Genomic DNA, 13,998 nt, shown 5'->3' with positions numbered 1-13,998 from the left:
CCCCCGGCCCGGACGTCGGTCAGGCGTTCACTTCCTGTGCGGTGATGCGGTAGGTGAACTTGTCGGGGTCGAGGGAATCGCGGAACCCGCCCTTGCCTTCGGCCTGCGGGTACATGAGGAACGGGATGGCGTCCTCGCGCGAGCCCGGCAGCTTCACGTCGTGGGCGGTGTTGAAGGCCACCCAGTTGCCCTCCCAGGCGCCGAACAGGGCGCGCCGCGCCGCCGCCACCTTGGGATCGGCCATGGCGAGGTTGCCCGGCGGCTCCTCCAGGATGACCTTGCGCACGTCCGCCGGGTCGACCGGCGTCCAGCCGCTGCCGGACAGCCACACCTCGGCGCGGCAATGCTGCGCCTTGCTGACGTTCTGCGAGCCCGCGCCCAGCGCCTTGTAGCCGAACTGCGAGGGCACGACGCGGATGCCGTAGACGTCGCGCGCCGGCAGGCCGGCGGCGCGCGCCAGGCCGACATAGAGCGCATTGAGGTCGGCACACTTGCCGTTCAGGTTGCCGGTCTTGATCATCGTCGTGATGTCGCCGACGCCGCAGCCCAGGGTCTTCGGGTTGCGGAAGGTGTTCTCGACCACCCAGTCGTAGATCGCGCGGGCCTTGGCGAGGTCGCCCGTCTTGCCCTTGACGATCTCCTGCGCGGTGTCGCGCACCAGCCCGTCGGTCGGCAGCAGGTCGGTGGCGGCGAGGTTCAGGGCGCGCTCGGCGGCGCTGAGCGGCGGCGCGTTGCCCTGGCCCGGCACCACGGCGCGGTCCTGCGACTGCACGCGGGCGACCACCTCGATGACGGGGGACTGCTGGTCGGCGGCCCATTCGACGCGCAGCATCTCCGCGCCGTACTTCGGATCGCGCACGCGCTCGGCCACCTTGGCGTTGCCGGTCCAGCTCACGTCGCCCGGCCGCTGCCAGTCGGCGGCGGCGAAGGTCGGCAGGGGGATCCAGGCCTTCCTCGCGTCGCCCTTGGGCTCGACCCGCAGGGTCAGTACGTAGGTCCGCCAGCCCTTGGGCGCGGGCGCATAGACCGCGTTGGCCGATGCGATCCGCGGCGCGAAGCCGAGGGCGCCCGCGGCGGCGGCGGCTTTCAGGATGTTGCGGCGATTCATCTTGGCTTCCTCCTCATGGCTGTTGCCGGGGAGGGTGGGCATCCCGCCGACGGGATCGTCCGTGCCATCCCGGACCGATCCGCATCGCACGCGACAGCGGTCTGTACCGGAGGGGCGAGATTTGCAGGGGGCCGCCGCGGCCGTCAACTCGCGTGCGCCCGCGGTTTCGCAGGCTGCGGGCAGGGCGGCCCTACAGGCCGAGATAGGCCTGGCGCACGCGGTCGTCGTTCAGCAGCTCGGCGCTACCGCCGCTCAGCTCGATGCGGCCGTTCTCCAGCACGTAGCCGCGATGCGCGATCCGGAGCGAGGCGGTGACGTTCTGCTCGACCAGCAGCACGGTCATGCCCTCCTCGTTGAGGCGTCGCACGATGCGGAACACCTCCTGGACGATCGCCGGCGCGAGGCCGAGCGACGGCTCGTCGAACATGATCAGCCGCGGCTGGCCCATCAGGCAGCGGCCGATCGCCAGCATCTGCTGCTCGCCGCCCGACAGCGTGCCGGCGGCCTGGCGGCGGCGCTCGGCGAGGCGCGGGAACAGGGCGAAGACGCGCTCCAGCGTCTGCCGCTCCAGCGCGCGGGCCCGCCGCGGCGCGGCGCCCATCTCGAGATTTTCCAGCACCGACAGGTTGGGGAAGACCTGCCGGCCTTCCGCGACATGGCCGATGCCGAGTTCGCAGACGCGGTGCGAGGGCCAGCCGGCGATGTCGGCGCCGTCGAAGCGGATGGTGCCGCGGGCCGGCCGCTCGATGCCGTGGATGGTGCGGATCAGCGAGCTCTTGCCGGCGCCGTTGGCGCCGACCATGGCGACGATCTCGCCGGCGGCGATGTCGAGCGACACGCCGGCCAGCGCCTGGGCGTCGCCGTAGAACAGGTCGATGCCGGCGACCTCGAGCAGGGCGCTCATGACGCTTCCTGCTCGCCGAGATAGACGTCGAGCACGGCCGGATGGCGCACGATCTGCTGCGGCGTGCCCTCGGCGATCTTCTCGCCGTAGCTCACGACCACGACCTCGGCGGCCAGCGCCATGACGGCGCGCATGACGTGCTCGATCAGCAGGATGGTGAGGCCGGTGCGCTCGTTCAGCGTGCGCAGGAAGGCGACCATGACGTCGACCTCGGTCGGCCGCAGCCCGGCCATCACCTCGTCGAGCAGCAGCACCTTGGGCTCGGTCGCCAGCGCGCGGGCGACCTCGAGGCGCTTGCGGTCGGGCAGGGTGAGGCTCTCGGCGAGCTGGTGGCGGCGGTCGTGCAGGCCGAGGCCCGCCAGGACCTGGTCGGCGGCCTCGCGCGCCTCCGCGAGGTCGGGCCGGCGGTGCAGGGCGCCCACGGTGACGTTCTCCAGCACGCTCAGCCCCTTGAAGGGCTTCACGAGCTGGAACGTGCGGCCGACGCCGGCATCGCAGATGCGGTCGGGCCGCAGCCCGGAGATCCGCTTTCCGTCGAGCCGCACCTGGCCAGAATCGGGGGCGAAGACGCCGGCGATCATGTTGAAGATGGTGGTCTTGCCGGCACCGTTCGGGCCGATCAGCGCGTGGATGGCGCCGGCCGGCACGGCGAAGCTCACATCGTGCACCGCCCGCAGGCCGCGGAAGTGCTTGGTGAGGGCGTCGAGCTCGAGACGGGCGCCGCTCATCGCCGGCGCTCCGTGAAGCCCAGCCGCTCGGCCAGCCAGGGCCAGATCCCGGCCGGGCGGTACATCACGATCAGCAGCAGCGCGAGGCCGTAGAAGATCTGCTTGGCGCCGGGAAAGCGCAGGAGCTGGCCGATATCGGTGAAGGCCTCGCCGAGCCCGGTCAGCACCAGGGCGCCGACCACCGGGCCGAACAGCGTGCCCAGCCCGCCGATGATCGGCGCCAGGGTGAACTCGATCGAGCGGCCCATGGCGAAGGCCGTCTCGGGGAAGAGGTTGTTGTAGTAGAAGGCGTTCCACACGCCGGCCAGCGCCGTGAGCGCGGCCGAGATCACGATGGCGATCATCTTGCAGCGCAGGACCGGCACGCCGGCCGCCTGCGCCGCCTCGGCGTCCTCGCGGATGGCGAGCCAGTAACGGCCGAGCCGGCTTTCCAGGAGGAAGCGGCACAGCACGAAGGCGCCGGCCGCCAGCGCCAGGATGACGTAGTAGAAAAGCAGCGGACCGCCGCGCAGGTCGAGGATGTCGGTCTCGGTCTCGACCTTGAGGAACAGGCCGCCGGAGCCGCCGATCCACGGCCAGTGGTCGAAGGCCACGCGGGTGAACTCGCTGAAGGCGATGGTGAGCAGCGCGAAGTAGACGCCGGCGAGCGAGAAGCGGAAGCCGAGATAGCCGACGATGGCGCCGGCCGCGGCCGCGACCGCGGCGCCGGCGAACAGGCCCGCCCAGGGGCCGAGCCCGTAATGGACGTAGAGGCCGGCGGCGATGTAGCCGCCCAGCCCGGCATAGAGGGCGTGGCCCAGCGAGAGCTGGCCGGCGAAGCCCATCAGGATGTTCCAGGCCTGGCCGACATAGGCGAAATAGAGGACCAGGATCAGGACGGAGAGCCAGTACTTGCCGAGGATGGCCGGCGCCACCAGCAGCAGCGCCAGCACGAGGCCGAGGCCCCACAGCGCGCGCGGCGGGGCATCGCCGACCAGGCGGCGCAGGAGACCGCGGCGCGGGCTCATCGGGCGGGCTTGCCGAGCAGGCCCTGCGGCCGCAGCAGCAGCACCAGGATCAGCAGGCCGAAGCTGAACATGCTCTTCAGCGAGGGCTGCAGCAGCAGGCCCGCCACCGCCTCGCTGACGCCGATCAGCAGGCCGCCCAGCAGGGCGCCCGTCATGCTGCCCAGGCCGCCGACGATCACGATGACGAAGGCGAGCAGCGTGTACTCGACCGAGAGGAAGGGCGTCACCGGGATGATGGTGATCATGAGCGCGCCGGCGGCGCCGACGCAGGCCGCGCCGACGCCGAAGGTGAAGGCATAGAGGCGGCGAACGTCGAGGCCGACGACCAGCGCGCCCATGTGGTTGTCGGCGGCGGCGCGAATCGACTTGCCGATCCGGGTGCGGGTGAAGAACAGCCAGAGCAGGACCGCGATCGCCACCGCGGCCAGCGCCGCGTGCAGGCGCACCGCGTCCAGCACGAGCGGGCCGACTTCGTAGGAATCGAACTGGGAATCGAGCTGCACCCCGCGCGAATCGGGGCCGGCGAGGGCGAGGCAGGCGTTGACCAGCAGGATGGCGACCGCCAGCAGGAGCAGGAACTGCTGGTGCTCGGGTCGGCCGATGAAGGGCGAGATCAGCCCGCGCTGCAGGGCATAGCCGGCGGCGAAGAACACGAGGGCGATGACCGGGAGGGCGAGCATCGGCGTCACGCCGAGATACTCGAAACCCATCCAGGCGAGGTACATGCCGACCACCATCATCTCGCCGTGCGCGAAATTGACGATGCGCATGACACCGAAGATCACCGACAGGCCGAGCGCCATCAGCCCGTAGACCATGCCGGTCAGCAGGCCCTTGGTGATCGCCTGGGCGAGGGAGAGGAGGAAGTCCTGGGTCATCGATTCTTGTCGTCCTGAGCGCCAGCGAAGGACCCCATCGCCACCTGGGGCGCCATGAGATCCTTCGCTGCGCTCAGGACGACAGGTGCCTCAGGTCCGGCGCTTGTCGCCCCAGCCCGGCATCGGGAAGACGAGCTCGGCGGCGGCGGCCGACTGCGGCACCACCACGGTGGGCTTGCGCTTGAAGTTCTCGACCGCGGCCGCCTTGATGTTGACGTTCTGGCCCTTGGCGTCGAACTGGATCGGGCCGCCGACCATGACGTGCTGATCGATCTTGATCTTGCGCAGCGCGTCCATCAGCGCATCGGCCTTGGTCGACTTGGCCGCCAGCCAGGCCTGGGCGGCGATCAGCAGCGCCTCGAAGGTGAAGCCGCCGTTGAGGTCGAGCTGGTCGCCGGGGAACTTGGCGAGGTGCCGCTTCTCGAGCGACTGGGTCATCGCCGACTTCGGGTCGAGCCACGGCACGTTGGAGATCAGGAAGTCGCTGTACTTGCCCATGGTCTTCAGGAAGTCCTGCTCGTACAGGCCCGGCGCGCCGGGGTTCATCACCGCCATCGGCTCCCAGCGCTGCTTCACCATCTCCTGGATCAGGAGCTTGGCGTCGTTCAGGCGGCACACCGGCATCAGCATCTCGGCCTTGCTGGCCTTGGCCTTGCCGACCTCGACCGAGAGGTCCTTGGCCGCCGGATCGTAGGTGATGTAGTCGACGATCTCGTAGGGCATGTCCTGCTTGGGGAACAGCGCCTTGATGCCGTTCACCATCGCGGTGCCGAACGTGTCGTTGATGCTCATCAGCACGGCGGTCTTGGGCGTCTTGCCCGAGATCTTGAAGATCTCCTTGTGCAGCGCCAGCGCGCCGGTGATCAGCATCGGCGCCGTCGGGAAGTTGCGCACCACGAACTTGTAGCCCTGCTCGGTGATCTGCGGGGCGGCGGCGATGTTGACGACGAAGGGGATGCCGCGCTGCTCGGCGACCTGGGCGATGGCGATGGTCTGGCCCGAATCGAAGGCGCCGACCAGCATCTGGCAGCCGCCGTCGATCGCCTTCTCGGCCTGGGTGCGGGCGACGTCGGGCTTGGTCTCGGTGTCGTAGTTCACGATGTCGAGCTTCACCGGCATCTTCATGTCGGCGAACACCTCGTTGGCGACGTCGGCGCCGCGGCGGCACGCCTGGCCGATCTGGGCCTGCAGGCCCGAGGTCGGCAGCAGCAGGCCGACCTTCAGGTTGGCGGGCGCCTGGGCCAGGGCATGGCGCAGCGGCAGGGGCGCACCCAGCAGGGTCGCGCCGGCCAGCGCGGCCTGACCGACACGGCGGCGGGTGAAGGTGCGGCGGCCATTCATGAAATCCTCCCTTGGAAAACCGCCGGACTATAGTGACAGCGGTCGGGCCGTGCTAGGTGGCCGGCATGAGCTTTTCCCTCGACCGGCTGAACGAAATGGCGCCGGCGGACTTCGCCGCCGCGGTCGGCGACACGTTCGAGAACGCGCCCTGGGTGGCCGAGGCGGCGGCGGCGCAACGGCCGTTCGCGACGGTGACGGCGCTCCATGCCGCCCTGTTCGCGGCGGTGCAGGCGGCGGCGCCGGAGCGGCAGCTCGCCTTCCTCCGCGGCCATCCCGACCTCGCGGGCAAGGCGGCGCGGGCGGGCGACCTGACCGACGAGTCGCGGCGCGAGCAGGCGAGCGTCGGCCTCGACAGCCTCGACGAGGAGGGTTTTGCCCGCTTCCACCGCCTCAACGACGCCTACAAGGCGAGGTTCGAGTTCCCGTTCATCGTCTGCGTGCGCCGCCACACGCGGGAATCGATCCTGGCCCAGTTCGAGCGCCGGCTGGCCAACGACGCCGCCGCCGAGCGCGCCGCGGCGATGCGCGAGATCTTCTTCATCACGCGGCTCAGGGTCGCAGCCCGGGTGACCGGCGAGGGCATGCCGGCGGTCAACGGCCGGCTCAGCACCCATGTGCTCGACACCCATGCCGGCCGGCCGGCGGCCGGCGTCGCCATCGAACTGTTCCAGCTCGACGGCGAAAAAGCCCATTATATTCAATCGGCTATAACGAACGCGGACGGGCGGACCGACGGGCCGCTGATCGGCGGCCAGCCGCTGCCGATCGGCCGCTGGGAGCTGCGCTTCGCGGTCGGCGACCACTTCCGCAGCAGGGGCATTGCCGCCGGCGACCCGCCATTCCTCGACATCGTGCCTTTGCGCTTTTCGATTGCCGAACCCGAGGGGCATTATCACGTCCCGCTGCTCTGCACGCCCTGGAGCTATTCGACCTATCGCGGCAGTTAAGGAGGAATTCATGAGCTACAGCGATGTCTCCCTGATGATCGACGGCGCCTGGACCAAGGGCGCCAAGGGTCGGACGATCCCCATCGTCAATCCGGCGACCGAGGAGGTGATCGGCCAGCTCGCCCATGCCGAGACCGAGGATCTCGACCGCGCGCTCGAGGCGGCCGACAAGGGCTTCAGGCAGTGGCGCAAGGTCTCGGCCTACGAGCGCTACAAGATCATGCGCAAGGCCGCCGACCTGATGCGCCAGCGGCTCGACGAGATCGCCACCATGATGACCATCGAGCAGGGCAAGCCCCTGTACGAGGCCAAGATCGAGACCAACCTCGCCGCCGATATCATCGACTGGATGGCCGAGGAAGGCCGCCGCACCTACGGCCGCATCGTGCCGGCGCGGGCCGAGAACGTGTACCAGCTGGTGATGAAGGAGCCGGTGGGCCCGGTGGCCGCCTTCACGCCGTGGAACTTCCCGATCAACCAGGTGGTGCGCAAGGCCTCGGCGGCGCTGGCCACCGGCTGCTCGATCATCATCAAGGGACCGGAGGACACGCCGGGCTCGTGCGCCCAGCTCATCAAGGCCTTCGTCGACGCCGGCGTGCCGGCGGGCGTGATCCAGCTCGTCTACGGCGTACCGTCGGAGATCAGCGAGTACCTGATCCCCCATCCGGTCATCAAGAAGGTGACCTTCACCGGCTCGACGCCGGTCGGCAAGCAGCTCGCCGCGCTGGCCGGCCAGCACATGAAGCGCGTCACGATGGAGCTGGGCGGCCACGCGCCGGCCGTGGTGTTCGAGGACGCCGACCTCGAGCAGGCGGTGAATGTGCTGGGCGCCAACAAGTTCCGCAACGCCGGCCAGGTCTGCGTCGCGCCGACCCGCTTCCTGGTGCACGAGAAGGTGTACCCTGAGTTCGTCGAGCGCTTCACCGCCTATGCGAAGAACATGAAGGTCGGCAACGGGCTCGAGGCCGACGTCAAGATGGGGCCGCTGGTCGCCGAGCGCCGCCTGCACGCGATGGACACGTTCGTGAGCGACGCCATCGCCAAGGGCGCCAAGATCCAGACCGGCGGCCAGCGCAAGGGCAACAAGGGCTACTTCTACGAGCCGACCGTCATGACCGACGTGCCGCTCAACGCCAAGATCATGAACGAGGAGCCGTTCGGCCCGCTGGCGCCGATCACGCCGTTCAAGGATTTCGAGGGCGTCGTCAAGGAAGCCAACCGCCTCGACTGGGGCCTCGCGGCCTACGCCTATACGAAGAATACCAAGACCGCGGCGGCGATCGGCGCGGCCTTCGAGAGCGGCATGGTCTCGATCAACCATCACGGCCTTGCCCTGCCCGAGGTGCCGTTCGGCGGCGTCAAGGATTCGGGCTACGGTTCGGAGGGCGGCCTCGAGGCGCTCGAGGCCTATCTCAACACCAAGTTCGTGAGCCAGCTCGGCATGTGATCGGCTTTCCGGGGTCCCTTCCGCGTTCGCGCGGAAGGGATCGCGGGGCCGCAGCCCTACGGGGTCAGCGCGAAGGAATCGAGGAAGCGGCGGGCATCGGCATCGCCGTCCTCACCCTGCACGACCACGGCGGTAATGTTGTACAGCCGTCCCGCCTTGATGGCGAGGATCGCCGTCGCGACGGCCTTGCCGCCACCGCAATCCATCACCAGCCGGCGCGCCGTGGCGCCGCCGATCGTCATGCGCCTCTCCCGGCGCAGGTCGCACTGCGATTCCCTGACCATGCCGTCGCGAAAGCCGTCGAGAATGGACGCGGGCGACGCGCCGGCGGCGGCCGACGGCAGCACCGTGTCCGAGGCCATGAGCGCCAGTGCCTTGACGTCGAGTTCCGCGGTCGTCGTCTTCATCGGTCCGTAGTCCGAGGGGACGTCCTCGACCTCGACCGTCGGCGCCGCCGGGAACTCGACGCGGTAGCCGGCGCCCGCCGGCCTGTGCTCGACCCATTGCTGCGCGGCGGCCGGCCCGACGCCGACCAGCAGCAGAAGAAATGCGGTGAACCAGCGACACACGGCCATCCTCTCGATCCTTTCGTCGGCGAGCGAAGCGCTGATAAGCTGCCGGCTCGGACACGGCTACAGAAAAGCGGCGAGAGGAACGAAATGCCGGATCGTGACGACCTCGGTTCGGCCTGGAAGGTGCCGCCCAGCCGCTATCTCGCCGGCCGGCCGGCCGAACATGCGGTGGGCCCGCCGCGCTCGGTGTACGTTACGATGCCCGACGGATGCCGGCTGGCCGTCGACGCGATCCTGCCCGACGGCGACGCGACCCGGCGCTGGCCGACCGTGCTGATCCTGACGCCCTATGTCCGCCGCTTCGCGGTGGCCGACGGCAGCAATGTCGAACCCTCGCCCAACACCTGGAAGTACCGCGAGATGTTCGTGCCGCGCGGCTACGCGCTGGTCGTGGTCGACGCGCGCGGCACGGGCGCCTCCTTCGGCACGCGCGATTCCTTCCGCAGCCCGCGCGAGCGGGCCGACTACCGTGCCATCGCGGACTGGATCGTCGCCCAGCCGTGGAGCGACGGCCGCATCGGCGCCACCGGCATCTCCTATCTCGGCGCGGCCTGCGATTTCCTGGCGAGCACCGGCCACCCGGCGGTGCGGGCGATCGCGCCGCTGTTCGCGGTCTGGGACACGTGGACGGACAACTATTATCCCGGCGGCATGCTCATCAAGAAGCTGGCGCTTGTGTACGACGAGCTGATGGTGGCGCTCGACCACGACCGGCGCGATCTCCGCGCGCAGTTCAGCTATTTCGCCGATCCCGCCCTGCAGGGGCCGATGCCGGTCGACGAGGACCCCGACGGAACGCTGGCGCGCGAGGCGGTGCAAGGCCATCTCGCCAACTTCCACATGCCCGACTTCATGGGCGAGTTCCGCTTTCGCGACGACACGCTGCCCTACGACCCGTCGTTCAGCAGTGCCTCCTTCAGCCCCTACAACTATCTCGACGAGATCCCGAAGGACGTCGCCGTCTATGCCATCTCCGGCTGGATGGACGGCGCGGGGTACGCCAACGGCACGCTGTCGCGGTTCCTCACCCTGCCCAACGCCGAGCGGCGACTGATGCTGGGACCGTGGGACCACGGCGCACGCGTCAATGCCTCGCCGTGGCGGGCCCGGGTCGAACCCGAACTGCCGGTGCTGGGCGAGGTGCTGCGCTTCTTCGACCAGCATCTCGCCGGCCGCGACACCGGCCTCGCCGACGAGGAACCCATCCACTATTTCACGGTGCACGCCGAGGAATGGCGGGCGGCCGGGAACTGGCCACCGTTGCCGGGACGAAGCACGCTCTACCTTGCGGCCGACGGCGGGCTCGCGACGGACCGGCCCGACGCGACGGGATCGCGCGCGTTCCAGGCCGACTTCTCGCGGGGTACCGGCGAGCAGACGCGTTACGAGCGCATCGCCGGGATCGACGCCACCGCCTACTACGCCGACTGGGGCGAGCGCGAGAGCCGTCTCCTGTCCTTCACCGGCGAGCCGCTCACGTCTCCGCTCGAGATCGCCGGCCATGCGGTCGTGTCGCTGTGGCTCGCCTCCAGCGAGCCCGACGCCTCGGTGTTCGTCTATCTCGCCGAGGTCGAGGCCGACGGAACGTCGCGCTATGTCACGGAGGGGCTGCTGCGCGCCATCCATCGCGCCGAGGCCGAGGCGCCGAGGCACTACCGCACGACCTGGCCGTGGCGCAGCTTCGCGCGCAAGGACGCAAGGCCGATGCCGCCCGGCGAGCCGCAGCTCCTGCGCTTCGCCCTGCTGCCGACGGCCTGGCGGTTCGCGGCCGGCAGCCGCCTGCGGCTCTCGATCGCCGGCGCCGACGCCGACCATTTCGCCCAGACGCCGCACGGACGGCCGCCGACGCTGACGGTGATGAGCGGCGGCGCGCAGGCGAGCCTGCTGGAACTGCCAGTGGCGCGGGCCTAGATTGCGACGAGAGGGCGATGACGGACGGGATTTCGAGACGCGCGACGATGGCGGGGCTGCTGGCGGCGGCCGCTCCGGGCGCCGTGCGCGCGGCGGACTGGCCCGAGCGGCCGGTGACCTGGATCGTGCCCTATCCGGCGGGCGGCGGCTCCGACACCTTCGCCCGCCCGATCGCCGCCCTGATGGCCGAGCGGCTGGGCCAGCCGATGCCGATCGACAATCGCAGCGGCGCCGGCGGCACGATCGGCACCGCCGTGGCGGCCCGCGCCGCACCCGACGGCTACACGCTGCTGCTGGGCGACACCGGCCTGACCTATGCGCCGATCGTCTATCCCAAGGCCGGGTTCGACTTCGCGCGCGACTTCGCGCCGATCAGCGCGCTCGCCCGGCAGCCCTACGTGCTGGTGGTCAATCCCGCCCGCCTCGACGTCGCCACGCTCGGCGCCTTCGTCGAGCGGGCGAAGAAGACGCCGGGCACGATCGACGTCGGCACCGCCGGGCTCGGCACCGTGACCGACCTCGCGGTCGGCCTGTTCGAGCAGCGCGCGTCGATCAAGGTGACGCGCGTACCGTATCGCGGCGGCGGCCCGATGCTGCAGGACTTGCTGGCGGGCCAGATCGCCGCCGCCTTCGTCGTGCTGAGCGCGGCAGTGGGACTCGCGACCTCCGGCAAGCTCAAGGCGCTCGCTGTTGCCGGGCGGCGGCGCGAATCGCTGCTGCCCGAGGTGCCGACCATGAAGCAGGCCGGCCTCGATTTCCGCGCCACGATCTGGTTCGGCCTGTTCGCACCGGCGCGCACGCCCGCAACCGTCCTCGACCGGCTGCACGGCGCCGTGCAGGGCGCCCTGCGCGACGACAAGGTCAAGCGCCTCTGGGAAGAGCAGGGGGCCCGCGTCGAGCTCGAGAACCGTGCCGACTTCGCACGCTTCGTCGCGGCCGACACCGAGCGATGGGTCAAGCTGGCGCGCGCCGCCGACATCAAGCTGGAGTAGGGACGGGCGGGCGTCGCCCGCACCCTGCGTTGCAAGCGGAGGAAGCCATGAACGCCGATTCGAAGAAGACGACCCTGCGCATGATTCCCTACGGGATCTATGTGCTCACCGCCGACGACGGAAAGGGCAACATCGCGGCGGCGACGGTGAACTGGGTGACCCAGACGGCGTTCGCGCCGCCGCTGGTCGTGGTCGGCGTGAAGACCGATTCGGGCGCCTACCAGACCATCAAGGCGGCCGGCAGCTTCGCGCTCAACATGCTGGGCAAGGACCAGAAGGGCCTCGCCTTCACCTTCTTCCGGCCGGCCGACGTGAGCGACGGCAAGCTGAGCGGCCAGGCCTACCGCAAGGGGACGACCGGCGCGCCGGTGCTGGTCGAGGCGCCGGGCGCCGTCGAGTGCAAGGTGACGACGATCGTCGAGCAGGGCGACCACCATATCGTGGTCGGCGAGGTGGTCGACGCGCATCTCAGCAAGCCGCCGACCGGCCGGCCCGACGCCGCGATCCTCGAGATGAAGGACCTCGGCGACAACGTCTTCTACGGCGGCTGAGCGAGCGGCGGTCGGACCTCAGGTCGCGCCGCCGCCGTTCACCTGGATCATCTGGCCGTTGATGTAGCCGCCGGCGTCGGAGACCAGCAGGCGCGCCGCGGCGGCAACCTCGACGGGTGTCCCCATGCGGCCGAGCGGCACGCGGGCGATCGTCTGGGCCCGCGCCTCGGCCGAGTCGTTGTGCTCGGCCTCGTCGGGCGCGATGGGGCCCGGCGAGATGGTGTTCACCGTGATGTTCTTCGGCCCGAACTCCATGGCCAGCGCCTTGGTGAGTCCCCACACGCCGTGCTTGGCGACCGATACCGGCGCACGCCCGGCATGGCCATGGATCGCGTTCATGCCGGCGAAGTTGACGATCCGGCCCCAGCCCTTCTTCACCATGCGCGGCAGGCAGGCGCGCGACAGCCAGACCGCGGCGTCGAGGTCGACGGCGATGACTCGCCGCCAGTCGGTCTCCGACATCTCGAGGAACGGCTTGTTGGGCCGCAGCGCCGCATTGTTCAGCAGCGCGTCGACGGCGCCGAAGCGAGCGATCACCGCGTCGGCGATGCGCCGGCAGGCGTCGGGCTCGCCGACATCGCCCATCACCACCATCGCCTCGACGCCGAGGGCAGCGGCTTCGGCGGCCACCTTCTCGCAGGCCGCGTGGTCGCTCGAGCCGTTGATGGCGACGTTGAAGCCGTCCTCGGCCAGGCCCAGCACGCAGGCGCGCCCGATGTTGCGGCCGCCGCCGGTGATCAAGGCTGTTCTGTTCGCCGTCATCTTCTATTCTCCCGCAAAAGACTGTGACGAAGGCTTCACGTGGAACAGAAGACCCTTCCGGTGGGCCGCGGCACCGCGCGAGCCTGGACCGGCGGCGAGGGCGAGGCAATCGTGCTGCTGCACGGCGGCTGGTCCGGCGCCGAGCCCTACTGGTCGAAGGTCGCCGACGAGCTGGCCGGCACGCACCATGTCGTGGCGCCGGAGCTGCCGGGGATCGGCGTGCCGGGCGACCTGCTGGCGAGCTTCGGCGCCTATGCGGACTGGCTGGACGAGCTGCTGGCGGCGCTCGGCGTCGAGCGCGCCACCGTCGTCGGCAATGCACTGGGCGCCGCCATCGCCTGGCGCTACGCCGCCCAGTTCGGCACGCCGTCCGCCGACCGCTGCGCGGGCCTGGTGATGGTCAACGGCTATCCGCCCCCGGCCTATCCCGGCAGCGTGCGCTGGCTGGTCAGGCGCACGCCGCTGCGCCGCATGATCCGCGCGACCTACGCGCGGAATCTCTACGGCAGCGCCGCGCTCGCCACGGCCTTCCACGACCGGCGCAACGTGCCGCGCGCCATCGCCAATGCGCTCGACCGCTTCTCCGCCGCCGAGATCGACGCCGTGCTCGACCTGATGCTGTCCGACGAGCCGGCACTGCCGCCGCCCGCGGTGCGCACCCTGCTGCTGTTCGGCGAGGCCGACCGCCTGCCGCCGCCCGACCGGCGGGGCGCCCGCCGGATGCGGCCGTCGCTGGTCGACAGCCGCCTGGTCACGATCCCCGCGGCTGGCCACATGCCGCAGGTCGAGCACCCGGTCGCGTTCCTGAGGGCGATCCGGTCGTTCGTCGACGGCGCCTGACCGGTCGCGG

The 13,998-nt window shown here is 70.4% G+C and carries 14 protein-coding genes; 6 read left to right on the top strand and 8 right to left on the bottom strand.

Annotated elements, in window-relative coordinates:
• Positions 1–19: 19 nt before the first annotated feature.
• From ACO073_RS22890 to ACO073_RS22865, 6 genes are all read right to left on the bottom strand, one after another.
• The gene (locus ACO073_RS22890) at positions 20–1,108 is read right to left on the bottom strand and encodes a transglutaminase-like domain-containing protein (protein WP_422000590.1); all 1,089 of its coding nucleotides are present in this window, start codon (positions 1,106–1,108) and stop codon (positions 20–22) included.
• 190 nt (positions 1,109–1,298) lie between these two features.
• Positions 1,299–2,012: an ABC transporter ATP-binding protein gene (locus tag ACO073_RS22885; protein WP_422000588.1), complete on the bottom strand. Its 714-nt coding sequence runs from the start codon at positions 2,010–2,012 to the stop codon at positions 1,299–1,301.
• Positions 2,009–2,740, bottom strand: coding sequence for an ABC transporter ATP-binding protein (locus ACO073_RS22880; RefSeq protein WP_422000586.1), 732 nt, complete (start codon positions 2,738–2,740; stop codon positions 2,009–2,011). The genes ACO073_RS22885 and ACO073_RS22880 overlap by 4 nt, the downstream gene beginning before the upstream one ends.
• On the bottom strand, positions 2,737–3,747 hold the full coding sequence (locus ACO073_RS22875; RefSeq protein WP_422000584.1) for a branched-chain amino acid ABC transporter permease: 1,011 nt from the start codon (positions 3,745–3,747) through the stop codon (positions 2,737–2,739). The genes ACO073_RS22880 and ACO073_RS22875 overlap by 4 nt, the downstream gene beginning before the upstream one ends.
• Entirely contained in the window at positions 3,744–4,625 is an 882-nt protein-coding gene (locus ACO073_RS22870) for a branched-chain amino acid ABC transporter permease (protein WP_422000582.1), read from the bottom strand. Before ACO073_RS22870 ends, ACO073_RS22875 begins: the two co-directional genes overlap by 4 nt.
• Before the next feature lie 90 nt (positions 4,626–4,715).
• Positions 4,716–5,966, bottom strand: coding sequence for an ABC transporter substrate-binding protein (locus tag ACO073_RS22865; protein WP_422000580.1), 1,251 nt, complete (start codon positions 5,964–5,966; stop codon positions 4,716–4,718).
• A gap of 65 nt (positions 5,967–6,031) precedes the next feature.
• Between ACO073_RS22865 and uraD the strand changes: the two genes are divergently transcribed.
• Together uraD and ACO073_RS22855 are read left to right on the top strand one after the other, a co-directional pair.
• Positions 6,032–6,913: a 2-oxo-4-hydroxy-4-carboxy-5-ureidoimidazoline decarboxylase gene (uraD, locus tag ACO073_RS22860; RefSeq protein WP_422000578.1), complete on the top strand. Its 882-nt coding sequence runs from the start codon at positions 6,032–6,034 to the stop codon at positions 6,911–6,913.
• Positions 6,914–6,923: 10 nt separating this feature from the next.
• Complete coding sequence (locus ACO073_RS22855) at positions 6,924–8,360, top strand: NAD-dependent succinate-semialdehyde dehydrogenase (protein ID WP_422000576.1); 1,437 nt, start codon at positions 6,924–6,926, stop codon at positions 8,358–8,360.
• Between the two features lie 56 nt (positions 8,361–8,416).
• On the opposite strand, the gene ACO073_RS22850 is transcribed toward ACO073_RS22855, so the two are convergent.
• Positions 8,417–8,935, bottom strand: coding sequence for a hypothetical protein (locus ACO073_RS22850; RefSeq protein WP_422000575.1), 519 nt, complete (start codon positions 8,933–8,935; stop codon positions 8,417–8,419).
• A gap of 84 nt (positions 8,936–9,019) precedes the next feature.
• Here ACO073_RS22850 and ACO073_RS22845 point away from each other — a divergent pair, with 84 nt between their 5' ends.
• Genes ACO073_RS22845 through ACO073_RS22835 form a run of 3 tightly spaced genes read left to right on the top strand, consistent with a single transcriptional unit; the run spans position 9,020 to position 12,386 of the window.
• Positions 9,020–10,843, top strand: coding sequence for a CocE/NonD family hydrolase (locus tag ACO073_RS22845; RefSeq protein WP_422000573.1), 1,824 nt, complete (start codon positions 9,020–9,022; stop codon positions 10,841–10,843).
• 17 nt (positions 10,844–10,860) lie between these two features.
• Complete coding sequence (locus ACO073_RS22840; protein ID WP_422000572.1) at positions 10,861–11,835, top strand: Bug family tripartite tricarboxylate transporter substrate binding protein; 975 nt, start codon at positions 10,861–10,863, stop codon at positions 11,833–11,835.
• 47 nt (positions 11,836–11,882) lie between these two features.
• The gene (locus tag ACO073_RS22835) at positions 11,883–12,386 is read left to right on the top strand and encodes a flavin reductase family protein (protein ID WP_422000570.1); all 504 of its coding nucleotides are present in this window, start codon (positions 11,883–11,885) and stop codon (positions 12,384–12,386) included.
• Between the two features lie 18 nt (positions 12,387–12,404).
• On the opposite strand, the gene ACO073_RS22830 is transcribed toward ACO073_RS22835, so the two are convergent.
• Entirely contained in the window at positions 12,405–13,148 is a 744-nt protein-coding gene (locus ACO073_RS22830; RefSeq protein WP_422000569.1) for an SDR family NAD(P)-dependent oxidoreductase, read from the bottom strand.
• A 39-nt stretch (positions 13,149–13,187) separates the two neighbouring features.
• Between ACO073_RS22830 and ACO073_RS22825 the strand changes: the two genes are divergently transcribed.
• Positions 13,188–13,988, top strand: a complete 801-nt coding sequence (locus ACO073_RS22825) for an alpha/beta fold hydrolase (protein ID WP_422000567.1) — start codon at positions 13,188–13,190, stop codon at positions 13,986–13,988.
• Positions 13,989–13,998 lie beyond the last annotated feature (10 nt).

The sequence above is a fragment of the Reyranella sp. genome, from assembly GCF_965229815.1.
Lineage (GTDB): Bacteria > Pseudomonadota > Alphaproteobacteria > Reyranellales > Reyranellaceae > Reyranella.
This window is presented reverse-complemented; position numbering and strand designations above follow the sequence as displayed.